At 71.6% G+C, this 20,544-nt stretch carries 24 protein-coding genes; 22 read left to right on the forward strand and 2 right to left on the reverse strand.

Translation table 11 applies throughout. The annotated features are described in order from the left end of the window. The first annotated feature begins 3 nt into the window (after nucleotides 1-3). From MFF04_RS16085 to MFF04_RS16190, 22 genes are read left to right on the forward strand one after another with little or no spacing between them, the layout of a single operon-like run. Nucleotides 4-336: a head-tail adaptor protein gene (locus MFF04_RS16085; RefSeq protein WP_238277244.1), complete on the forward strand. Its 333-nt coding sequence runs from the start codon at nucleotides 4-6 to the stop codon at nucleotides 334-336. Continuing rightward, on the forward strand, nucleotides 333-878 hold the full coding sequence (locus MFF04_RS16090) for a hypothetical protein (protein WP_238277245.1): 546 nt from the start codon (nucleotides 333-335) through the stop codon (nucleotides 876-878). Before MFF04_RS16085 ends, MFF04_RS16090 begins: the two co-directional genes overlap by 4 nt. After that, nucleotides 875-1,285, forward strand: coding sequence for a DUF3168 domain-containing protein (locus tag MFF04_RS16095; protein ID WP_238277247.1), 411 nt, complete (start codon nucleotides 875-877; stop codon nucleotides 1,283-1,285). The genes MFF04_RS16090 and MFF04_RS16095 overlap by 4 nt, the downstream gene beginning before the upstream one ends. Nucleotides 1,286-1,308: 23 nt before the next feature. Next, nucleotides 1,309-1,758, forward strand: coding sequence for a phage tail tube protein (locus tag MFF04_RS16100; RefSeq protein WP_238277249.1), 450 nt, complete (start codon nucleotides 1,309-1,311; stop codon nucleotides 1,756-1,758). Further along, nucleotides 1,758-2,162 (forward strand): gene transfer agent family protein, encoded by a 405-nt coding sequence (locus MFF04_RS16105; protein WP_238277251.1) that lies wholly within the window; start codon nucleotides 1,758-1,760, stop codon nucleotides 2,160-2,162. Before MFF04_RS16100 ends, MFF04_RS16105 begins: the two co-directional genes overlap by 1 nt. Continuing rightward, complete coding sequence (locus MFF04_RS16110) at nucleotides 2,159-2,326, forward strand: hypothetical protein (protein WP_238277253.1); 168 nt, start codon at nucleotides 2,159-2,161, stop codon at nucleotides 2,324-2,326. The genes MFF04_RS16105 and MFF04_RS16110 overlap by 4 nt, the downstream gene beginning before the upstream one ends. 15 nt (nucleotides 2,327-2,341) lie before the next feature. Next, nucleotides 2,342-4,609: a hypothetical protein gene (locus MFF04_RS16115; RefSeq protein WP_238277255.1), complete on the forward strand. Its 2,268-nt coding sequence runs from the start codon at nucleotides 2,342-2,344 to the stop codon at nucleotides 4,607-4,609. Between the two features lies 1 nt (nucleotide 4,610). Further along, nucleotides 4,611-4,985, forward strand: a complete 375-nt coding sequence (locus MFF04_RS16120; RefSeq protein WP_238277257.1) for a hypothetical protein — start codon at nucleotides 4,611-4,613, stop codon at nucleotides 4,983-4,985. Then, a complete protein-coding gene (locus MFF04_RS16125) occupies nucleotides 4,986-5,483 on the forward strand; it encodes a DUF1833 family protein (protein WP_238277258.1) in 498 nt (165 codons plus the stop codon). Then, entirely contained in the window at nucleotides 5,483-5,878 is a 396-nt protein-coding gene (locus MFF04_RS16130; RefSeq protein ID WP_238277259.1) for a hypothetical protein, read from the forward strand. The genes MFF04_RS16125 and MFF04_RS16130 overlap by 1 nt, the downstream gene beginning before the upstream one ends. Before the next feature lie 7 nt (nucleotides 5,879-5,885). Beyond that, nucleotides 5,886-10,196 (forward strand): host specificity factor TipJ family phage tail protein, encoded by a 4,311-nt coding sequence (locus MFF04_RS16135; protein WP_238277260.1) that lies wholly within the window; start codon nucleotides 5,886-5,888, stop codon nucleotides 10,194-10,196. Further along, nucleotides 10,193-10,681 carry a hypothetical protein gene (locus MFF04_RS16140; RefSeq protein WP_238277261.1) on the forward strand — a complete coding sequence of 163 codons (489 nt, stop codon included), beginning with the start codon at nucleotides 10,193-10,195 and terminating at the stop codon, nucleotides 10,679-10,681. The genes MFF04_RS16135 and MFF04_RS16140 overlap by 4 nt, the downstream gene beginning before the upstream one ends. A gap of 9 nt (nucleotides 10,682-10,690) precedes the next feature. Then, nucleotides 10,691-10,939 carry a hypothetical protein gene (locus MFF04_RS16145; protein WP_238277262.1) on the forward strand — a complete coding sequence of 83 codons (249 nt, stop codon included), beginning with the start codon at nucleotides 10,691-10,693 and terminating at the stop codon, nucleotides 10,937-10,939. 10 nt (nucleotides 10,940-10,949) lie between these two features. Further along, nucleotides 10,950-11,723: a hypothetical protein gene (locus MFF04_RS16150; protein ID WP_238277263.1), complete on the forward strand. Its 774-nt coding sequence runs from the start codon at nucleotides 10,950-10,952 to the stop codon at nucleotides 11,721-11,723. An 8-nt stretch (nucleotides 11,724-11,731) separates the two neighbouring features. Next, on the forward strand, nucleotides 11,732-13,714 hold the full coding sequence (locus tag MFF04_RS16155; protein ID WP_238277264.1) for a right-handed parallel beta-helix repeat-containing protein: 1,983 nt from the start codon (nucleotides 11,732-11,734) through the stop codon (nucleotides 13,712-13,714). A gap of 13 nt (nucleotides 13,715-13,727) precedes the next feature. After that, entirely contained in the window at nucleotides 13,728-14,237 is a 510-nt protein-coding gene (locus MFF04_RS16160; RefSeq protein ID WP_238277265.1) for a hypothetical protein, read from the forward strand. Nucleotides 14,238-14,244: 7 nt separating this feature from the next. Beyond that, nucleotides 14,245-15,174, forward strand: a complete 930-nt coding sequence (locus MFF04_RS16165) for a hypothetical protein (RefSeq protein ID WP_238277267.1) — start codon at nucleotides 14,245-14,247, stop codon at nucleotides 15,172-15,174. 8 nt (nucleotides 15,175-15,182) lie between these two features. Then, nucleotides 15,183-16,442 carry an SGNH/GDSL hydrolase family protein gene (locus MFF04_RS16170; protein ID WP_238277268.1) on the forward strand — a complete coding sequence of 420 codons (1,260 nt, stop codon included), beginning with the start codon at nucleotides 15,183-15,185 and terminating at the stop codon, nucleotides 16,440-16,442. 38 nt (nucleotides 16,443-16,480) lie between these two features. Next, nucleotides 16,481-17,134, forward strand: a complete 654-nt coding sequence (locus MFF04_RS16175; RefSeq protein WP_238277269.1) for a lysozyme — start codon at nucleotides 16,481-16,483, stop codon at nucleotides 17,132-17,134. A gap of 3 nt (nucleotides 17,135-17,137) precedes the next feature. After that, nucleotides 17,138-17,410, forward strand: a complete 273-nt coding sequence (locus tag MFF04_RS16180; RefSeq protein WP_238277270.1) for a hypothetical protein — start codon at nucleotides 17,138-17,140, stop codon at nucleotides 17,408-17,410. Then, complete coding sequence (locus MFF04_RS16185) at nucleotides 17,410-17,826, forward strand: hypothetical protein (RefSeq protein WP_238277271.1); 417 nt, start codon at nucleotides 17,410-17,412, stop codon at nucleotides 17,824-17,826. Before MFF04_RS16180 ends, MFF04_RS16185 begins: the two co-directional genes overlap by 1 nt. A gap of 19 nt (nucleotides 17,827-17,845) precedes the next feature. Continuing rightward, nucleotides 17,846-18,259, forward strand: a complete 414-nt coding sequence (locus MFF04_RS16190) for a hypothetical protein (protein WP_238277272.1) — start codon at nucleotides 17,846-17,848, stop codon at nucleotides 18,257-18,259. Nucleotides 18,260-18,594: 335 nt separating this feature from the next. Here MFF04_RS16190 and MFF04_RS16195 read toward each other — a convergent pair whose 3' ends face one another. Continuing rightward, the gene (locus MFF04_RS16195; RefSeq protein ID WP_238277273.1) at nucleotides 18,595-19,845 is read right to left on the reverse strand and encodes an SGNH/GDSL hydrolase family protein; all 1,251 of its coding nucleotides are present in this window, start codon (nucleotides 19,843-19,845) and stop codon (nucleotides 18,595-18,597) included. Nucleotides 19,846-19,848: 3 nt separating this feature from the next. Continuing rightward, the gene (locus tag MFF04_RS16200; protein ID WP_238277274.1) at nucleotides 19,849-20,523 is read right to left on the reverse strand and encodes a hypothetical protein; all 675 of its coding nucleotides are present in this window, start codon (nucleotides 20,521-20,523) and stop codon (nucleotides 19,849-19,851) included. Nucleotides 20,524-20,544 lie beyond the last annotated feature (21 nt).

Genomic DNA, 20,544 nt, shown 5'->3' on the forward strand with positions numbered 1-20,544 from the left:
GCCATGCAGGCGGGACGGCTCGACAAGCGGGCGACCTTTCGGGGGCGCCCACAGCTCGACGACGACGGCTTCGAGAGCCGCGGCGGGTACCAGGACCTGTTCACGGTCCGCGCCGAGTTCCGGCCGCTGTCCGGCCGGGCTATGGCGGAGGCCGGCTCCCTCACCGACGCGATCCAGGGCACGCTCGTCGTGCGCGACACCCCGCGCACCCGGGCGCTGACGATCGCCGATCGCGTCACCGTCGACGGCCGGGACTACGCGATCGAGTCGGCGCCGCCCGGCGACCGCTCCGGGTGGCTCTACCTCAAGGTCTCCCTGAAGAAGGGCTCCGCATGATCGGCGGCCTGGTCACGACCGCCCGCTTCGGCTGGGCGGCCGTCCACGGCGTCGACGCCTTCGCGGATGCTCTCGCGCAGTACACCGTACGCATGGTGCTTCGCTCGCGGGCGGTCGACAGTAGTGCGGCCGACGAGATCGTCCGGCGCGCACAGGCCAACGTCCCGCAGGACACGGGTCGCCTCTACGGCGGCATCAAGGCCACCGGCGAGGATGGCCTCTTCACCGTCACCGCGAGCGCTACGCACGGCCGCGGCCGCTGGTACGACCTGGATTACGCCTTCCTGGTGGAGACGGGCACCCAGGGCGGCATCCGCGGCGGCCGCCGCGGCACCACGGTCAACGTCGAGACCGGCCGCAGCTCGCGCGCCGGCGCCTTCAACCCGGTCACCGGCCGCCGCTTCCGCGTCGCAGATGCGAGCCGGATGTCCGAGCGCACCCATCCCGGCACAGCAGCGCAGCCGTTCTTCTACCCCGCGGTCGACGGGGTGATGGAGGAACGCGAGCTGCACCAGGCCGAAACCCTCGAGGGGGACCTGTGACGCCCGAGCTCGCACTCCGGAACCAGATCGGCATGCTGCTGCGCGCCTCGCCGGCGGTGACGGCGCTCGTGGGCAAGAAGATCCGCGACGACGTGCCGAGCGACAAGGAGGCGGACAAGCTGCCGTGGCTCTGCATGGGCCCCATCAGCGTGCGGCGCATCGAGACCGGCGACGCGCCGGCCTGGTCCATCAGCCTGCGCGTGCTCGCCGAGTCCGCCGGCTTCAACCGGGACGAGGTCTGGCAGATCGCCCGGGCCGCCATGCGCGCCATCGACCGTGCCGAGCCTCCGGAGGAGCTGGGCTTCGTCGATCGCATCGCCGTCCAGAGCGCCAACGACGTGATCGACCCCGGCGCCATCAAGACCGTCGCGATCGACGTGTCCTGCACGCTCATCGACGTCGACTGACCCTCACCACCCCGGAGAACACAATGACCCAGGCCGTCCCCTTCGGCGGCAAGGACCTGCGTGTCATGCGCAAGACCTCGCCGAGCGACAACGCCCCGACCTTCCTCTGCACCATCACGACGAAGTCGCTCACCGAGACGGTGGAGTACGACGACGCCACGGTGCCGAACTGCGACAACCCCGACGCGATCGCCGCGCGCCGCTCGATCCCCAAGAGCACCGCCTGGTCGCTGAACGCCTCGGGCATCGCCGACGCCAAGAGCTACAAGGCGCTCCGCGCCGACGCGATCGCCGGCGTCCCGCTGAACCTGCAGATCCTGGTGGCCAAGGCGGCCGCCGGCGGCGGTGGCCACTGGGATGGCGCCGTCTACTTCGAGAACCTCCAGATCCAGAGCGACAGCATGGGCGTGGTGAAGTTCTCGGCGCAGATGCGCGGCGAGGGCGAACTCGCCTGGACGGATGCGGCGGCCTGATGAGCGGCTCCGACACCTCCGCCACCGCGGTCTACGAGGATCTCGGCGGCCAGCGCCGCAAGTTCCAGCTCTCGGTGGGCGCGATCGGCGAGCTGGAGCGCCGGTGCAACGCCGGCATCGGCCTGATCCTGGTGCGGCTCTCCGCCCACCACTTCTACGCCGTCGACGTGCTCGAGCCGATCCGCCTCGGGCTCGTCGGCGGCGGCCTGACGCCAGCCGAGGCGGAGGCGCTCATGCGCTTCAACGTCTTCGAGCGACCGCTCGCCGAGCACATCGGGCTCGCGGCGCGCATCGTCCAGGCGTCGGTCTCCGGAGTGCCGGAGCCGGGAAAATCGACGACGGAGGGGACCAGCGACCCCGCTGCCCCGGCGACCTCTCCGTCTTCTATTCCGCCGGCGGCATGATGGGGCTCTCGCCCCGTCAGGTCGATGCGCTGACGCTGCCGGAGCTGGCAGCGATGTTCGACGGCTTCCGCCGCTTCCACGGCGCGGCCGAGCAACCCGACGAGCCCGACGTGGACGCGTTCTACCAGGCCCTCGCCGAAGCCCAGGCCAACGGCCAAGCCTGACCGACCGGAGCCGCGATGTCCGCACCTATGGTGATCCGCTTCGCGACGGACCATTCCGCCGCGAAGTCGGGCATGCAGGACCTCGCGGCCTCGGTGGTCTCGAGCATGGTGAAGGTGAGCGGTGCCCTCGGCACCGGCATTGAAGCCAACGGCGGCCTGGCCGCGAGCTTCAAGACGCTCTCCGCCAATGTAGCGAACGACGTGTCGAAGGTCGCCTCCGCCGGCGTCGAGGCCGCCAAGGCGAGCAACTACTCCGCCGTCGCCACGGCGGCCGCCGTCACGCGGGCCGCCGGCGAGACGCAGACCGGCATGTTCGCGGCGCGGGCCAGCACGGCCATCGCGACCGAGGGCATCCGGACGAACCTCGGTATCCTCAAGAACGAAGCCGTCGGCACGCTCGGCGTGCTCACCAGCTCGCCCACCTTCACGGGCCTCGTCGGCGCCGCTGCGGTCGTGGGTACGCTCGCCGTCGCCTTTCAGGTCATGGCGGCCACCGCGAAGGCCGCCTCCGAGGCGCTCGAGGAGGTGGCTCGGGTCGGCGACCAGGCGGCGAAGCTGAACGTCTCGACCACGTTCTTTCAGACCTACACGGCGCAGGCTCGAGGGCTGCGGGTCGAAGTCGACGACCTCGTGAAGTCGCTCGACATGGCCAAGCAGGCCTTCACTGTGCGCCTCGGCGGGGGCGCCGACGGTGCGAACGACAGTGCCTTCGGGGCCCGCCTTCGCCAGCACGCCAAGGTCGGCAATGTCTCCGACGACCAGGTCGCGCGCTTCGCCGGCGCACAGGGCACGGAGGCGCAGTTCCGCGTCGCGCTCGACCTCATCGCCGAGCTGCAATCGAAGGGCCGGGACCTCGCCGCCCTCGACCTCGCCAGCAAGATCTTCCCGCCGGCGATCGTCGAGCGCATCCGGTCCGGCGGCATCGAGATCGACCGCCTTCGCAAGACCATTGACGACATCCGCAACCCGGACCTCGTCTTCCTGAAGCCCGAAGAGATCGTCCGCGCGCAGGAGCTGGAGCGTCGGCTGAAGGATGCCCAGGCGATACTCGACAGGGCGGCGAAGGAGTTCAACGCCGAGATGGCCCGCGCCGGCATGGGCTACAAAGAGGACGCGATCGCCTGGAAGGAGCTGATGGCCGGCGGCGCCCGGCTCGCCGTGAGCATCCTGAAGGCGGGCCGCAGCTACCTGGAGCAGCACAACGACACCCGCCCGGCGGTCTACGGTGTCGACTACTTCCGCGCCGAGGACGCGCCCGCGTCCGGCCTTGCGCGAGACCTTGGTAAGCCGAAGGGGCCGACGGCGACCACCGACCCCGAGATGGATGCCGCCCGCAACGCGCTGCGCGCCAACCTGGGCAACCGCACCCTCATCGACCAGGCGCAATCTGCCTCGAACTCGATGACGCACCGGTTCTTCCCGAAGGACCCGTCCAAGGACCCCGACAAGGCGACCCCCAAGAGCCGGAGCGAGAGCTTCGACGCCGTCGAGAGCTTCATCAACGGGCTCGAGCGCACGGCCGCGGCGACGAAAGCTGAGGCGGAAGCCTTCGGGAAGTCGAACGCGGAGAAGGCCGAGGCGATCGCGCTCGCCAAGCTGAAGGAGACGGCCGACCAGCAGGGCATCACGGTCACCGAGGAGCAGATCGCCAAGGTGAAGGCCGCGGCCACCGCGACGGCCGAGTACAAGGATAAGCTCGCCGACCTCGAGCAGGCCCAGCAGCAGGCGGCCGAGGCGTCCCGCGCCTTCGGCAACACCATCGCTTCGAGCCTCGCCGACTCGATCGAGAACGGGAAGTCGCTGGCGGAGGTCTTCAAGAACATCCAGAGCATGTTGCTGCGGGGAAGCCTGCAGGCCCTACTGACCGGCCAGGGGCCACTGGCAGGCATCCTCGGGATGGCGCCGGCTGCCTCGTCCGGCTCGAACAGCGTCGGCGGGCTCGCCGGCCTGGTGAGCGGCATGTTCCGCGCGAACGGCGGCCCCGTCCAGGCGGGCCGGGCCTACACCGTCGGCGAGATGGGCCAGGAAATCTTCGTGCCCAACGCCGACGGCCGCATGGTGCCGATCGCCCGCGGCGGCGCCGGCATGATGGGCGCCGGCGGCGCGCCGATCAACGTCTACAACTACGCCGGCGGCGACGTGCAGGCCCGGCCGGAGCGCCGCAGCGACGGCGGGACCGACTTCATCATCGAGCGCCTGGACAGCGCGCTCGCCGACCGCTGGGGCCGCGGCCAGGGCGACCTGAGCAGCATCTCCCCCGGCGCCCGCCGCCTGCGAGGCTGACATGGCCGTTCCGACCTGGCCCGCCAGCCTGCCGCAGATCCCTCTCGTCCCCGGCGGCTCGAGCACGCCCTGGCAGGCTCCGACCGAGACGGAGATGGAGGAAGGTCCCGCTCGGGCCCGGCGCTCGAGCACGTCGACGTGGACGACGATCGCCTACGCCTACGTGATGACGGCCGCGCAGTTCGCTACCTTCGAGGCCTTCGTCCGCGACACCCTCGGCCACGGCGCCGGCCGGTTCATGATCCCGCGCTGGCGCCCCGGCGCGACGACTCCCCTTCCCCTGAAGCTCGCGCGGATCCCCGGCGGCCTGCCGAGCTGGCGGCCCTCGGGCCCGAACGTGATCGTCACCGTCCCCCTCGCGATCCTGGATTTCTGAATGCCCTCGCTCCAGGAGCAGGCGCGCGACGAGGCCTACGCCTCGGCGCCGATCGGTGCTGAGCCGCGCTCGATGGTCGAGCTGTACGCGACCGGCTTCGACGTCCCGCTGTTCTTCCTCGCCGGCGTCGAGGACGACACGCCGGTCGTGCTCGAGGACGGCACCACTGTCACGGCTCTCGCCTGCGCGTTCCGCTTCACGCCCCCCGGCGCCGACAAGACGGGGCCGACGCCGGCGAAGCTCGGCGTGGACAACGTCTCGGGCAAGATCCTCCCGTACCTGAAGGCCGCCACGGGCGCGATCTCGGTCACGTACCGTGCCTACCTGGGCGACGACTACGGGACCGTCGTCGACTTGATCGAGGGTCTTAAGCTGAAGCGCGCCACGGTGGCGGCCGCCACCGTCGACGGCGAGCTGAGCTTCGAGGAGATCGCGACCCAGGCGTTCCCGCGCCGGACCTACGACCTCGACACCTACGGCGCGCTCTGGAACGCCTGATGGACGCCGCCGCCTACGTCTCGGCGCTCCAGGGCCGCCCCTGGACGACCACGAACCACTGCTGGGCCCTCGTGCTCGAAGTGCAGCGGGACCTGTTCGGCCGCGTGCTGCCGCCATTCCTCATCGACGGCCGGCTGACGGCACGCGAGCTGGTGGCGGCCTTCCACGGCCACGAAGAGCGCCGGAACTGGCGCCAGGTGGCCGTTCCGAGCGACGGGGCCGTCGTCCTCATGCACCGGCCCGGGTCGCCCTCCCGCGCCATTCACGCCGGCGTCTACCTCGCCCTCGAGGGCGGCGGGGTGCTCCACGCCGACGAGCAAGCCGGCGTCACGTTCGACGGCTCGGCCGACCTCCTGGTGCGCGGCTGGCGCGCCGAGTTCTTCCTCCCGCTTTAGGCGCTCCATGCACCTCGTGACGCTCAACGCGGCGGGCAAGCAGCTCGCGGCGCCGGTGGCGCTCGACCCGCGCCGGCGCCGGCTGTCGCAGGTCATCGGCCGCCACGTCGACCGCACGCGCCCGCACATGATCGCAGTGCAGCGGGCCCGCGACCCGCTCCAGCCGATCGACGAGGCCTGGATCACCCGCGGCCGCGATCGCGCCGGCAACGTGAAGACCTGGCCGCGCAAGTACCTGCCGGCCGATGCCGTCGTCGTCGTGGTCTACCTGCCGCTCGGCGGCAGCGGCGGCGGGCGCTCGAGCACGAAAGGGACCGTTGTCTCGATCGCCGCCGTGGTGGCGGCCGTGGCGCTCGCGACGTTCGGCGGCCCGACGGCGATCGCGCTTCTCGGTCCGATCTTCGGACCCGTAGCGCTCGCCGGCGCCGTCGTCGGCCTCACGGCGATCGCGTCCATCGCCTCGCGCACCAAGGCCGAGAAGCAAGCGACCGACCGGACCCAGGTCTACGGCGTCACCGGCGGCGGCAACCTGCCGAAGCCCGGCGAACGCATCCCGCGCGGCTACGGCCGGAGCTGGATGAAGCCGGACCTCTCGCAGCCGGATTTCAGCCAGTACGACGGCGACGACCAGATCCTGTTCAAGCGGCACACGGTCGGCCTGGGGCGGTACCGCCCCTACGCCGTCCGCGCCGGCAAGCAGATCATCTGGACCGAGGCCGGAGGCTTCCAGGCCCCCTTCGACGATCCACGCAACCAGATAGAGTTCGTCTACGGCACCGCCTCGAGCCTGGTGCCGAGCAACGTCATCTCGGCGACCGGCGTCGGCGGCCTGCTGCCCCGGCCGGGCGACAACCCCGCGATCGCCGGGCCCTTCCTCCTCAACCGCGTCGGCCCGCTGGTCACGCGCCTGCAGGTGGATTTCCAGTTCCCGCAGGGCATCTCGCGGAACCACACCTTCGCGAGCGGCACCGTGCTCGCCAACCAGCCGGCCGAGTGGTCGGTGGTGTTCCAGTACGCGGCGATCGACGAGTCGGGCGCGATCGTCGGCCCCTGGCAGGAGCTGTACGACTCCAACTCGGGCAAAGAGGGCGCGCGGTTCGCGACGCACCCGCTCCGCTACACCAAGTTCAAGGACGTCCCGCCCGGCCGCTACGCGGTCCGCGGCTGGAACGTCATGCCGGACACCTCCGAGGTCCAGGGCAGCGGCACCACCGCCTCCATCAACGCATGCCAGTGGGACGGCGCCTCGGGCTGGGTCGGCGACGCGGCCATCCGGCCGGGCGTCACCGAAATGTGCCTCCGGATCTACGCCACCAAGGCGAGCCAGGCCGTCGGCTGGAGCGAGATCGAGGTGGACGCCGGGGCGATCATCCCCGTGTGGACCGCCGACGGCGGCTGGGAGGAGCAGGAGACGTCGAAGGCCGTGTGGGCCTGGCTCGACGTCATGCGCAACCAGGATTACGGCGGCGCGCTCCCCGACAGCCAGGTCGACCTCGAGCGCTGCCGCTACTACGCCGACGCGCTCACCGAGTTCGACACGTTCGACGGCACCATCCGCGGGCCCGTGTCGGTATGGGAGGCCGCCTCGACGGTGCTGCTGCCGATGCGGGCGGAGCCCGTGCATCTCGGCCGCTACTGGAGCCTGGTCCGCGACGAGCCGAAGGCGGTGCGCCGCCACGTCATCACCCCGCGGCAGATGCTCAAGGGGTCGACGCAGATCGTCTTCGACCTCGACACGGCCGCCGGCGCCAGCCACGTCATCGGCGAATACGACCGGGACGGCGACTACCGTAACCCGGGCCAGACCACCGCCATCTACGGCGAGGCCTCCCTCAAGCCGACCCGGCGGCGCTGGAGCGGCGTCCGGACCTTCGCTCACGCGCAGCACCTCACCCGCTGGCTCGCCGCCTGCGGGTTCTACCGCCGCCAGACGACGCCCTTCGGCGTCGAGATGGAAGGGCGCATCTACAAGCGCGGGGACTCGATCCTCGTCGACCAGTGGTTCGTCGAGGCGCGCCGGCGCGCCGGCATCGTCGACGTCGCCGGCAGCAAGCTCGTGCTCGACGCCGACGTCGCCGTCGCCGCCGGCGACGCCGCGATGCTGCGGGACCGCACCGGCCGCGCCTGGGGCCCGGTCACGCTCCACGGCCAGGGCAGCAGCCTGCGCGAGATCATCCTCGACCCGCCGTCGCGCGCCGCGGCCGAGGCGGCCAGCGGCGTAAGCCTGGCGCAGGTGCTCTCCGACGGCCGCGGCGAGATGACCACGGTGCTCGTCGGCCCGCTCGAGGTCCTGAGCGAGAACTACCTCATCAAGTCGGTGAAGCCCGACGGGCCGGACCGCGCCCAGGTCGAGGCGGTCATCGATGACCAGCGGGTGTGGGACGCGATCGGCGCGCCGATCGTCGCGCCGCCGCCCACCGGCAACGGGCTCGCCGATCCGGAGGTGCCGCATATCGACGGCCTGGACGCGAACGCCGTCCAGGCCGCGGCGGGGCTGAGCTGCGACTACTCCGTCCGCCCGGGCCGCGGCTCCGTCCGGTTTGAGCTCCAACTCTCCTACGACGACGGGGCGCGGTTCTCGCCGATCTACGACGGCACGGCCACCACCGGCTCCTGGCTCCTCAACCCGGTCGATCCCGGCCACGTCGTGCTGCGCGCCCGGGCCTTCGGCGCGACGGGCCTGCCCGGGCCGTGGTTCTACAAGAACCTGACCATCGGCGCCTCGAAGGTGCCGGGCGAGAACATCACGGATTTCTCGCTCCGCCTGGAGCAGATGACCCGGCAGCTCCAGGCCGAGATCATCGCGGCGAACGACCTCGGCCGGGGCACCCGGGCGCTCGGCGAGGAGCTAACGCAGCTCGCCCTCTCCACTGCCGACGACACCCTGCGCGGGGCGATCCAGCAGCTCGCCGCGGCTTTCGACGAACTCGCCGGCGCCCAGGCGACGCTGGCGGCCGACAGCTTCGAGCAGCGCGAGCTGCTCAAGGTCGGCGACGGCGCCAACTTCGCCGCCCTCGAGCGCGAGACCCTGCTCCGCTACTCGGCCGACGAGGCCCTGGCCAGCGTCTCGACGCAGCTCGCCGCGCGCCTGGCGCTCACCGAGGGCGACATCGCCGGCCAGGCGACGGTGATCCAGGGCCTCTCGGCCACCGTCACCAACCAGGGCGGCGTGCTGACCGCGCAGGGCGAGCAGCTCGTCACCGTCGGCGCGCAGATCACCGCCGCGAACCTGGCCATCGCCGGGCAGGCGACGGCGACGCAGGGGCTGACCTCGCGCGTGGCGCTCACCGAGTCGGGCATCTCGACGCTCTCGCAGGACCTGACGGCCCTGCGCGGCACCGTCACCGGCCAAGGCGGGACGATCCTTGCCCAGGGCACCGCCCTCGACAGCCTCACGGTCCGAACCTCGAGCACGGAAGGACGCCTCGACACCGAGGCGGCGCGCATCACCGCCCTTCAAGGCAGTGTGACCAGCCATGGCCTCCAGCTCGCCGGCGCCGCTACGGCGCTCGACCAAGTCACCACGCGCGTTTCCGCCGCGGAGGGGAACATCTCCGTCAACGGCCAGGCGATCCAGTCGCTCGCCGGCAGCATTTCCTACGTCGATGGCCGCGTGAGCCAGACGGCGTCGGCGATCAACAGCGTCGAGGTCCGCGCCACCAACCTCGAGGGCGTGCAGTCGACCCAGGCGCAGGCGATCCAGGCGCTCTCGACGACGCAGGGCGACCACACCGCCAGCATCTCGACGATCGCCACCTCGGTCGACGGCATCAAGGTCCAGTACTCGATCACGGGCTATGTCGATGGCGAGAGCGGCGGCCTCGTCATCACCGGGGCGCGGCGCCTGGACGGCGCCGTCCAGTTCGAGGCCCGCTTTCACGGCAACCTCTTCGTCAGCCGCACGATCACCGCCCGCACGCTCGCCGTCGAGCAGCTCATCGTCAACGGCCAGATCTTCGACAACGCCGTCAGCACGGTGCGCGGCGCCGAGGGCGGCGGCTTCATCACCGGCTACTCGTTCACGAACACGCGCGGGCAGAACACCCGCCTCGCCATCTTCGCAATGTTCCGCCCTCGCACGGCGGGCGGCTTCGGCAACGCCTCCCAAGTCGGGAACATCGAGATCCGCGCCAACGGCAACGTCATCCGCACGGAGGCCGGCGCGAGCTTCACGAACAACGGCGTCGCCTACATGCTTCCGGATCTGCTCATCAAGCAGATCGACGTCGGTCCCGGCACTTACGAGTTCCAGGCCGTGCAAACCAACGTCGCCAGCGCCGGGGTTTGCGACATCCTGGTGATGGAGATCTCGAAGTGAGCGGGCTCGACTGGACGAGCCTGTCGGTGCTGCCGGGCAACGACGACTGGATGGCCCACCCGACCGAGGAAGGTCAGGGGCATCCGGATTTTGTCGTCCCCCGTCCGTTCGTCCGGTTCGATCCGGAGACCGGCCGGATCACCGGGCGGGGCGGGATGGCGCTCGCTCATATCCAGCGCGAGCGCCTCCGCCAGGGCGGCATCCTCCTCGGCGACGGCCGCATCGACCGGGACTACGTGGACCTGTCGAGCGGAGTGCCGACAGTCGCGCGTCGGACGCCGTGCCCGGCGGTGCTCGACGGTCTCACCCTGTCGAGCCTGCCGGTGCCCTGCCGCATCGAGATCAGCAACCCCGGCGGCCTCGAGCCGAGCGTCTATCCCTGGTCGGCGCCCGCCCTGGCGCTCGACTTCGAGCACACCGGCACATGGACGGTGCGCGTGCTCTGCGAGCCGCATCTTCCCGGCGTCTTCACGTTCACCACGTAGGAGCGACGCATGGCCGAGGGGACCGCACCCAACCACGGCGGCGCGCCGGTCCTGCGCCACCGGACCGACGCCCGCCTGCATCGCGCGGAGAGCTACCCGGCGCTCGGCGACCAGCTCGACGCCTGCATGAAGGTGTTCCGCGTCCTCCAGGAGCACGGCCTGCAGCTGCCGGCCGATGCCGTGGCGGTCGTGGAGGCCTGCGAGGCCGTGAAGGCCCGGTTCCCCAAGCCGCCCGCCGAGCCCGCCTCGGCCGACTGAGAGTCCCGACATGGCCGTGCCGCTCAACTCCGTCGCCGTGGCGGCGGGGTCGCTCATCGTGACCGGCTATGCCACGACCTTCGTGGCGGCCGAGGGGGACCTGTTCGTCCTCGATGGCTTCGTCGCCCTCATCGCCTCGCGGGACTCGGCCTCGCAGCTGACCCTGCGACACGCCTGGTCGGGACCGAGCCGCACCGAGGCGACGGCCTGGGAGATCGCCCCTTTCGGCCCCTACTGGCGGTCGACCAGCACCACGAACCGGCAGCTCTCGGCTCTTCTGGCTCGGTTCAGCGCCGGCCCGGTGAAGTTCGACGCCGTCGGCACCCTCGCCGAGCGGTCCGCCCAGAACGGGCAGGGCAAGGGCTTCACCTATCTCGCGATCGATCCCGAGCCCTGGCAGATCTTCGTCAAGCTCGCGAACACCAATTCGGCCTCGGATTGGTCGTCCGGCCAGTCGCTCCAGGTCCGCGTCGAGCTGACGGCCGAGGCGCAGGCGGCCCGCGACGCGGCCGCGTCCTCGGCCGCCACCGCCGGCAGCGGCGCCGCCATCGCCACGGACAAGGCCGCGATCGCGGTCCAGGCGGCCGCCGACGCGCAGGCGGCCGCCGCGCAGGCTGTCGCCGGCGCCGTGCCCGCCCTGGTGCTCGCGAAGCCGACCGCGCCGATCGCGGCCGAGATCCCGGCCGGGACCGTGCGCTTCGTGCGCGTCGCCGGCGGGCGTCCGTCCCTCTGGTTCAACGACGGCGGCACGCTCGTCGACCTCTTCAACCCTGGCACCTTCTGAGGCCACGCATGATCCGCGCACTCGCCGGAGCCCTGGCGCTCGTCCTCGCCCTCGCCGCGCCGGCGGCCGCCTTCGACATCCAGTCCTCGACCACGCCGGGCAACGCGCCGGCGGCGCTGTCGCAGGGCGAGATCGCCATCAACCGGGCCGACCGGACCCTCTTCTTCAAGAACGTGGACGGCACCCTGGGCCGCGGCGCGCTCCTCAACGCCACGGCCGCCGGCCGATCCGCGGTGGAGCAGTCGGACGCCTCGGCGCTGAAGGTGGCGCTGCCCGGCGTGACCGACACGCTGGCGCGCGTCCTCGGCGGCCTCGACGTGCCCTCGACCCTGTGGGGCATCTCGGTCGCGAGCGCCGACAACACGGCGCAGATCAACGCGTGGCTCGCCTACTGCAACACCTATCGCGTGCCCTGCCGGCTCGTCGGCGCGACCAGCGGCGCCTACCGCGCCTGCGGCATCGTCATCCCCGGCCCCGACACCATCCTGATCGGCCCCGGCTCGGCGAGCGCGACGCTCCTCACCGCGACCGTGGGCTGTGCGCAGGACTTCATCACGGTCCCGGCCGTCGCCTCCACGAACACCCGCGGCCTGCGGATGCCGACGATCCGCGACATCGTGATCGACTGCCGCGGCTACCAGAACACCGCCGGGCACTGCATCTCGCTCCCCGAGGACACGATCAACAGCTACGGCACCGGCATTCAGATCTTCAACGCGTATATCGACTACGCGCCGAAGACGGGCATCTACGTGGGCAAGAACCGAGGCTCGGGCGTCCTCAACAACGTGATGGTCTACCACTACGGAGAGACCGGGCTGACCCTCGACGGTGCGTCCGACTGGAACTGCCTCGCCTCCAACTTCTCCGGCAACCTCCCGAACAACAACTTCGCCTTTGCGGGCGTCTGGATCAAAGCCGGGGCGAACTCGACCTTCATCCAGTGCCGCAGCTACCAGAACCTCTACGGCCTGCGCAGCGAGTACGCCTCCACCTCTACGCCCTTCACGTGGATCAGCGGCGACCTCTCGGCCAACACCCGCAACGGCGCCTTCATCGACAGCGGGAATTTCACTCAGGCCCCGGTGATCTCGGGCACGCGGTTCACGAACAACAGCCTGGAGGCGACCAACACCTATTCCGACATCGTGGTCTCGCGGAACACCGGCGCAATCATCACCGGCAATATCTTCATGAAGTCGGGCTCCACGATCTCCAAATACCTGATCGAGACCGTCACGCCGACGGGTCCGATCGTCGCCAGCGGCAACAGCTTCAACGCCACGCAGCCGAGCTACATGCCCTACGGCACGGCGGTCTCGAACGACTTCCCCAACGTGCCGATCCCGGCGACCGACTCCGGCTTCACCAGCTCCGTCGGGACGGGTAGCTACGTCAACCGCTGGAGCACGGCCGGCGGCTTCGGGGCGAACGCGGCGGGGCAGTACACGACCGCGCTCGGCCGGCAGGTCACGGCGCAGGTCAATCACTCCGTCGCCCTCGGCGCCTACAGCTACGCCCGGCGCGCCGGACTCGCCTACTCGAACGCCGTGTTCTCGACGGCCGGCGACACGCAGGTGATGGCGGTCGACCTCCTCAACGGCATCACGACCGACGGCAGCACCGCCGTGCGCCTGACCTCGGACATGCAGACAGCGGGGGCGAGCAACACCTTCAACGTGGTTGAGAACAACAAGAAGCTCGTCCTCTCGGGCATCAGGATCGTCGCATCCGACCCGGCGAGCACAGACTTCGCGGTGTGGGACGTGGATCTCGTCGCGATCACCCGCGGCACCACGGCCGCCTCCGTCTCGATCGCCGCCTACACGCCCGTCGTGACCGCGAAGGCGCGCACGGGCGCCCTGTCCGGCCTCAACCCGCCGTCGATCGCCGCCGACACCACGCTCGGCGGCCTCGCGGTCGCCGCCACCGGCATCGCCGGCACGACGCTGCACTGGTCGTTCTCGGCCCGCACCGTCGAGCTGAAGTGAGAGCGGGGTTCCCATGCGTCCGACCCGCTACGATGGTCTCGCCCTCGAGGCCGGCGACACCGTCGACCTCGCCTTTCGGTTGTGGAGCCGGGCCGACGGCCAGCGTTTCCCCTACGTCGTCGGCGCCGGCGAGCGCTTCGTCCTGACCCTGCGCTGGCAGGGCGGAGCGATCGTCGCCGCGACCTCCGACAGCGGCGCCGGCCGCCTCGTCCTCGACCAGGCCGCCGGCAGGACGGTGCTGCGCCGCCGGCTCGCCGCCTCCGAGACGGCGGCCATGCCGATCGGGCGGCTCGCCACGCTGACCCTGGTGCGCGTGCCCGCCGCCGGCGAGCGCCGGACCTGGCTCACGGGGACCGTGAAGGGCCGGACCACGCCCGAGGCCGGGCCCGGCGATACCGCACTCGACCTCGTCATCGATGACACGAGCCTCACCGTCGACCTCGCCGTCGACGACGCGGCGCAGGCGACGACGCTCGCCCTCGCCTCCGAGGCCGCCTTCGTCAGCGCACTCCTCTTCGGCTGAGGCCCTCATGAAGCAGTTCCTGACTGGAAGCTGGGCGTTCGTGCCCGGCGCGCGGACGCTCGACCTCTCGGCGATCGACGGCTTCGACGTGCGCCACCTCCTCGGCGTCATCAACCTCGACGCCGCGGCCGTGATCTATGCGCCTGGGACGGCCGGAAAGGGCTACACCACGCTCGCCGGCGGCGTGCTGACCCTGGCCTTCGACACTTCGGCGATGGCCGCCGGTGCGCGGCTGATGGTGATCTACGACCGCGATGCCGACCTCGATCCGGCTTGGGACGGGGCCGCGCAGCGCGCCAGCGTCAACGGCCTCCTCAAGGCGCTGTGGAGCAAGCTCGCCGGCACGCTGAAGGTCTCGGCCGACAGCCTGCCGCTGCCCGCCGGCGCGGCCTCCGCCGCGCGGCAGGACGCGGCGGCCGTGCAGCTCCAGGCGATCGCCGACCGGCTGGCGGCGACGCTGGCCGTCTCGGCGTCAGCGCTTCCGCTGCCGACCGGCGCCGCGACGAACGCGAAGCTTGAGGAGCTGCGCGCCCTGCTCGCGGCGACGCTCACCGTCGCGCTCCCGAGCGGCGCCGCGACCGCGGCCCGCCAGGATGCCGCCGCGGCGGTGCTCGGGAACATCCTCACGGCGCTGGCCGCGGTGCTCACCGTCAAGGCGCAGATCGGCGGGGCCGACGTCTCGGCCGCCAACCCGATGCCGGTGCAGGAGCGCGTCGTACAGGGCGCGGTCGCCATCCCGGCGAAGGACGTCGACGTGACGCCGGGGCTCGTCTTCTTCGTGAACTGCACCGCGCCGGGCACGGTGATGCTCACGCTCGCCAACGGCTCGCAACTTCCGCTGCCGCTGCGGGAGGGCCCGGCCTTCCTCCAGATGGCCGTGCGCCAGGTCAACGCCGTCGGCACCTCGGCCGAGGCGACCTATTTCAACCTGATCTGAGGCCGGCGATGCTGCACTTCTCGCTGCCGGGCCTCTCAGCCAGGGCCATCCGCAACCTCGCCCGCCCGGCTACGCGCTGGGGCCAGCGCGTGCTCATCCGTGGCGGCGCGGCGATCACGGCCCGCACCGGCCTCGCCTGGTTCGCGGCCGAGACCGACTTCCTCTGGGTCCGCCCGTGGTACGCCAACGCGACCACGTCCACGCTCACGATCGACAAGACCACGATCCAGGCCAGCGCCGGCATGGCGAGCCTTCAGCCCGTCGACGCCGGTGGCGCCGTCCTGCCGATGCTGCCGGTCTATGCCAACGCCGCCGGCCTTGAGCACAAGCCCGGTGAGGTCTCGGGTAGCGCCCTCGCGCTGGCCATCCCCGCGCCCTCGACGAACGCGACCCTCGCGGCCGCCAACCCCGCCTTCGCCTGCGGCGACTGGACGAAATGCCCCTCCATCCCGCGCGCCGACGGCTCCTTCCGGCCGCTTCTCCAGGTGCGCAGCTACATCTCCGGCGCCGCGACGCTCATCAACGAGGTCGACAAGGACGCGTGGGACGATCCGGCCGTCCACCTTGGCCGGATCATCGACCTCTACGACGGCGGCGGCGACCAGAGCGCGGCGGCCTCGCCGGCGATGGCGGAGGTGATCCGCTGCTACGTCGCCGGCCTCGAGTTCCTCGGGCCCAGGATGGTGCAGAGCGTGCTCTGCATCGGCGACAGCGAGACCGAGGGCAACATGTCGACCTCGGGCCGCCGGTCCTGGGGCCACATCGTCACCGCGGCGCTGAGCACGGCAAACCGCCCCGTCTCGCACATCAACGCGGGCTGGACGGCGCAGACCACCCAGCAGTTCGTGGATCGCGGCATCCAGGACATCCGCCGGTTCCTGCCCTCCGTCGTCTGCTTCCCCGGCATGTCGCCGAACGATTTTCCGACCGCCATGGCCGTGGTGCAGAACGGCTTCGAGAACTGCCTCCGGCTCGCCAACGCCGCCCGTGAGGCCGGCGCGATCCCGATCTTCTGGACGAGCTTCCCGACCAACGGCCGCACCGCCGCGCAGGATGCGCCGCGCCAGTGGCTCAACGCGACCCTGCGCGGCCTGCGCTCGAACGGATGGCTGGTCGCGGACTTCGATGCGGCGATCTCGAACGGCGGCAACCCCGCGAGCATCCTGCCCGCCTTCGACAGCGGCGACGGCCTGCACCTCAACGATGCCGGCTGGAATGCGTGCGCCGCAGTCATGCAGCCGGTGCTCGGGCAGGCGCTGAGCCTCTGACCCCGGCGCTCCGGCGCCCCCAACAACTGGAGATCGTCATGGAACTCAGCCTCATCGGCCGGGCGGTGCTCATCGCGCGCGAGGGCGCCCGCCTCGAGGCCTACCGCGACTCGGTCGGCGTCTGGACGATCGGCGTCGGGCACACCTCCGCCGCCGGCGCCCCGAAGGTCACGCCCGGCCTGACGATCACCGCGCAGGAATGCGACGCGATCTTCGAGCGCGACGTGGCGCGCTTCGCCCGCACCGTCGCCGACAACGTGCCCCGCGAGCTGCCCCAGCACGCTTTCGACGCCCTGGTCTCGCTCTGCTTCAACATCGGCCAGGGGGCCTTCCTGCGCTCGACCCTGCTCCGGCGCCTCCGGGCCGGCGACATGGCGGGCGCCGCCGAGGCGATCCTCATGTGGAACCGCCCGTCCGCGATCCTGGACCGCCGACACGGCGAGTACGACCAGTTTCGCACGCCCTACGCCACCGCACTCCCGCGCGCCCGGCGCGGCGACCCCAAGGCGGTGCCGGCGCCCGCCAGGCCGCCGGCGCCGAAGCCGGCCACTCCCTCCGCTCCGACGAGCGCGAAGCCCGCCCCTGACGGCGGGCTTCTTCGTTCCGGGGCCCAGGCGACCGGCGCCGCCGTCCGCACCGGCCTCGCGGGCCTCTACGACGCCATCCACAACGCCCTCGCGCGAAAGGTCTGAGCCATGTTCCGCCGCTCCACCTCCTGGGCGCGGGTGCGCCTGGCGCGCTGCTGGCGGGCCACCGCCGGCAGCCGCATCTACCTCCTCGCCCTCGTCATGGCCCTGCCGGACATCCTCGACGCCCTGGTCGGCGTCGACCTCAACAGCCTCCTGCCGGCCTGGATGCCGGGTGCGAAGGTGGCGACCGCGCTCGCGATCCTGCGCCTGTTCGTGCGGGCCTACGCCACCAAGCTCGGCGAGGTCCTGCCGCCGCGGCCGCCGGGAGGGCTCCGCTGATGGGCCTCCTCGGCTGGCTCTCCAACCCCATCGGCGCCGCCCTCGGCACGGTCGGCTCCGGTCTCATCAAGCTCTTCGGGAACTCGGTCCTCGGCCCGATCCTGAAGACCCTCGAGAACGGCCAGAACGCCCAGCGCGACGTCGCCGTGCAGGCCGTCCAGGCGGAGATGGCGGCCAACCAGGCGAAGGCGGCGATCGCGCCCGCCTTCAAGGGCCTGATCTACGGCATCGGCATCCCGCCGGCGGTCCACTTCGGGGCGATCTGCCTGTCGAAGACCTTCGATCTCGGCTGGCCGATCGAGCCGCTGCCGACGGACTACGTGGCGATCGAGGCGACGATCCTCACCGCCTTCTTCGTCTCCTCACCGCTCACCACGCTCGCGCGTGCCGGAGCGGCCCGCCTGCTCAAGGCGTGACCTGGCCATGGGGGCCCCGATGTTCGGCAGCATCCTCGAGTACGGCAAGACCGCCGCCGCCACTCTCGGCGTCGGCAGCGCCCTGCTGGCCGCCTATACCTCGATGGGCCTGCCGCTGCCGGCGAGCCAGGCCTTCGTCGAGGGGAAGGTGCGGACCGTCGTCGACAAGATCGACGCGTCCGACACCGTCACGGCGCGCAAGATCGACAACCTCGCCGCCACCACCCTCGAGCTGCAACGCAAGGCGATCGTCCAGCAGAAGGCCCGCCTGCGCTTCGAGACCTCGGCGAACGGCTCCCTGCTCACGAAGGCTGATCCCGCCCGCCGCGTGACGCTCGAGCGCCGCTCGGCCGAGATCCAGGACGAGCTGCAGGACCTCGAGCGCGACGACGACGAGCTGCGGCAGCGTATAGGGCGCCTTCGTCAGCCTTAGAGCCCGCCTTGTAAGGCCGATCGGGCGGTTCGTAAGCCCCTGCCCCCTGTAGCGTCGACACGCGCCCCCGGCTTCGGCCGGGGGCGCTTTCGTCGTTTCAGGCCGTTAAACTCGGGCTCATGCCCGTAGTGCAGTTCGGGCGGACGGCGGTCTAACGAAGCCTTGATTTCGCTCAGCAACTCGCCCGCCTGTCACGCCGGAGGTCGCGGGTTCGAGCCCCGTCGCCCGCGCCACCTTCATTCCATAGCCGGAAATCGCAAGCGCCCTTCGCGTTTCGCGCCTCCTCGTCCGAAGCCCGAGCCGCGTCGGCTGACGCGGCCCGAGCGAGCCCATGGCTACAGGGCGACGGCTTGGCGCAGAGCCCGCGCCAGTTCCGTGCCGCAGGCCGCGTAGCCGGCATCGTTGAGATGGGTGCCGTCGCCGCTGTCGAAACCCGCCCGCAGCCGGCCGAGCCCGGCACCGTCCGTCAGCACCCGGTCGAGATCGGCCACCAGCCAGCCCTCCCCCGCCAGCGCCCGCATCCGCGCGGCGACGCTCGTCCGGTAGCTCTCGGCGGCGGCGTCCGCGATGCGGGCGGTCGGCATCGGCGTGACGAAGACCGGCACGCCGCCATAGGCGCGGACGGCCTGCGCCAGGGCGATGCCCCGGCCGACGCCGGCCGCCACCGCCGGGGCCGAGGTGTAGGCGTCGTTCGGGCTCCAGGGCGCGATCACCGCCACGGGGGGCTGGAAGCGGGCGATCTCGGCCCGGCCGCGCTCGAAGAACTGAAGGGTCGTCTGGCCGGACCAGCCGCTGTTGACGAAGCTTACCGGGCGGGCGGGCGTCGAGACCGCGGCGCAGGCCAGCATCCCGTAGGCGGTGAAGCCGGACGTGCTACCCTGCCCGCCCATCAGGCTGTCGCCGATGCCCATCACCGTGAGGACCGGCTTCGCGGTGAGGAACTCGACGCCGTAGAGGATGCCGCGGGGCGTCGTGCCGAAGCTCGGCGTCGCGCTCGTGGTCTGGTCGCCGCCGCCGTCGAGGATCGTCCAGGTCAGCCCCTGCGACTGCGCCTCGAAGGCGTTGAGGTCGATGTTGGTGCCGGAGACGAGGCAGCGATAGGCCCCCGCGTAGTGGGCGCGGTGCATCAGCAGCGGCAGGGTGCCGCCGTCCCGCCGCGGGAGCGAGGCGCCCTGCATCCAGTCCGAGCAGACGGGATTCGGATTTGCCGACGTTCCGACCGGGATCGTGATCGTGGCGGTGCTGCCCGAGGTCGAGCCCGGCAGGCTGTCGGCTCCTCCGGCGTTGAAGGTCACGGCCTGGAAGCCCAGCGCGGCGCCGGCCGAATCGCGCGGCACGGCGCTCGCCTTGTCGGCGGAGGGCGACCACGCGGCCTTGGTCAGGGTGATCGGGGTGGCGGTGTCGTTGGCGTACCAGAAGCGCACCCACTCGAACTCGGCCGGCAGGGCGAGGGTCTCGTGGGTGGTGCGGGGTCCGGTCACGTCGGCGAAGCCGCGCACGAACTGGCGCCGGGCGCCCTTGTTGCGCACGGGGGCGAGGTTGCGGATGCGGGTGGCGGTCAGCGGCGCGAGCGCGTTGAAACCCATGGCTCAGCCCTCCACCACGCAGAGGCCGGTCGCGGCGGCGGCCGTCGCGTAGACGGCGCCGGTCTCGACACGCACGTCCCGCAGAAGCCCGCCGCCGTTGGCCTGGAGCACCTTGCCCTGCCGCAGGCCCTGGCCCACGGCCGAAGCGAGAGGCCGGGCGCCGAACCACAGCTCGACATCAGCGGCGCCGTTGTTGTCGATGGCGAGGAAGCTGCGCATCGCGCTTGAAGGCAGCACCTGCACGATGGTGGCATTGGCCCCGCCCGCGCCGCTGGCATCGGCGGCGTTGAAGGCCGGCACCGGCACGAAGCTCTGCGCCACCGGCAGGCGCGGCAGGGCGACGGGCACGTCCGCCGCCACGATTGCCGAGAGCCGCTCGCCGGACATCACCCGCAGCAGGCGGGAATCGCCGGGGCGCAGCAGGATGCGCGGCTCCACGGTCGGGTCCGGCACGGCGGCGAAGTCGGCGTAGACGGCGACGTCGATGCCGGAGAGGCGCACGAACACGTCGGCGCGGCCGAGCGCCGGGACGACGGGCTGCGCGCCCGCCGCCGTCGGCGTCGCGGAGACCTCCAGCGTGCCGCTTGCCAGCGGCTCGTCGGCATCGGCGGCCACCATGCCGCCGAGCTGCCCGCGCCCGCCTCCGATGATCACGAACTCGTAGCGAAGCTTCCCCATCCGTCCCTCCACTCCGGGCCG

It is taken from the genome of Methylobacterium jeotgali (genome assembly GCF_022179345.1).
Lineage (GTDB): Bacteria > Pseudomonadota > Alphaproteobacteria > Rhizobiales > Beijerinckiaceae > Methylobacterium > Methylobacterium jeotgali.

Excerpts from the sequence above, each read along its gene's own strand:
- MFF04_RS16085 (WP_238277244.1), top strand. The coding sequence starts at position 4 with ATGCAGGCGGGACGGCTCGACAAGCGGGCGACCTTTCGGGGGCGCCCA.
- MFF04_RS16090 (WP_238277245.1), top strand. The coding sequence starts at position 333 with ATGATCGGCGGCCTGGTCACGACCGCCCGCTTCGGCTGGGCGGCCGTC.
- MFF04_RS16100 (WP_238277249.1), top strand. The coding sequence starts at position 1,309 with ATGACCCAGGCCGTCCCCTTCGGCGGCAAGGACCTGCGTGTCATGCGC.
- MFF04_RS16105 (WP_238277251.1), top strand. The coding sequence starts at position 1,758 with ATGAGCGGCTCCGACACCTCCGCCACCGCGGTCTACGAGGATCTCGGC.
- MFF04_RS16110 (WP_238277253.1), top strand. The coding sequence starts at position 2,159 with ATGATGGGGCTCTCGCCCCGTCAGGTCGATGCGCTGACGCTGCCGGAG.
- MFF04_RS16115 (WP_238277255.1), top strand. The coding sequence starts at position 2,342 with ATGTCCGCACCTATGGTGATCCGCTTCGCGACGGACCATTCCGCCGCG.
- MFF04_RS16120 (WP_238277257.1), top strand. The coding sequence starts at position 4,611 with ATGGCCGTTCCGACCTGGCCCGCCAGCCTGCCGCAGATCCCTCTCGTC.
- MFF04_RS16125 (WP_238277258.1), top strand. The coding sequence starts at position 4,986 with ATGCCCTCGCTCCAGGAGCAGGCGCGCGACGAGGCCTACGCCTCGGCG.
- MFF04_RS16130 (WP_238277259.1), top strand. The coding sequence starts at position 5,483 with ATGGACGCCGCCGCCTACGTCTCGGCGCTCCAGGGCCGCCCCTGGACG.
- MFF04_RS16135 (WP_238277260.1), top strand. The coding sequence starts at position 5,886 with ATGCACCTCGTGACGCTCAACGCGGCGGGCAAGCAGCTCGCGGCGCCG.
- MFF04_RS16145 (WP_238277262.1), top strand. The coding sequence starts at position 10,691 with ATGGCCGAGGGGACCGCACCCAACCACGGCGGCGCGCCGGTCCTGCGC.
- MFF04_RS16150 (WP_238277263.1), top strand. The coding sequence starts at position 10,950 with ATGGCCGTGCCGCTCAACTCCGTCGCCGTGGCGGCGGGGTCGCTCATC.
- MFF04_RS16155 (WP_238277264.1), top strand. The coding sequence starts at position 11,732 with ATGATCCGCGCACTCGCCGGAGCCCTGGCGCTCGTCCTCGCCCTCGCC.
- MFF04_RS16160 (WP_238277265.1), top strand. The coding sequence starts at position 13,728 with ATGCGTCCGACCCGCTACGATGGTCTCGCCCTCGAGGCCGGCGACACC.
- MFF04_RS16165 (WP_238277267.1), top strand. The coding sequence starts at position 14,245 with ATGAAGCAGTTCCTGACTGGAAGCTGGGCGTTCGTGCCCGGCGCGCGG.
- MFF04_RS16170 (WP_238277268.1), top strand. The coding sequence starts at position 15,183 with ATGCTGCACTTCTCGCTGCCGGGCCTCTCAGCCAGGGCCATCCGCAAC.
- MFF04_RS16175 (WP_238277269.1), top strand. The coding sequence starts at position 16,481 with ATGGAACTCAGCCTCATCGGCCGGGCGGTGCTCATCGCGCGCGAGGGC.
- MFF04_RS16180 (WP_238277270.1), top strand. The coding sequence starts at position 17,138 with ATGTTCCGCCGCTCCACCTCCTGGGCGCGGGTGCGCCTGGCGCGCTGC.
- MFF04_RS16185 (WP_238277271.1), top strand. The coding sequence starts at position 17,410 with ATGGGCCTCCTCGGCTGGCTCTCCAACCCCATCGGCGCCGCCCTCGGC.
- MFF04_RS16190 (WP_238277272.1), top strand. The coding sequence starts at position 17,846 with ATGTTCGGCAGCATCCTCGAGTACGGCAAGACCGCCGCCGCCACTCTC.
- MFF04_RS16195 (WP_238277273.1), bottom strand. The coding sequence starts at position 19,845 with ATGGGTTTCAACGCGCTCGCGCCGCTGACCGCCACCCGCATCCGCAAC.
- MFF04_RS16200 (WP_238277274.1), bottom strand. The coding sequence starts at position 20,523 with ATGGGGAAGCTTCGCTACGAGTTCGTGATCATCGGAGGCGGGCGCGGG.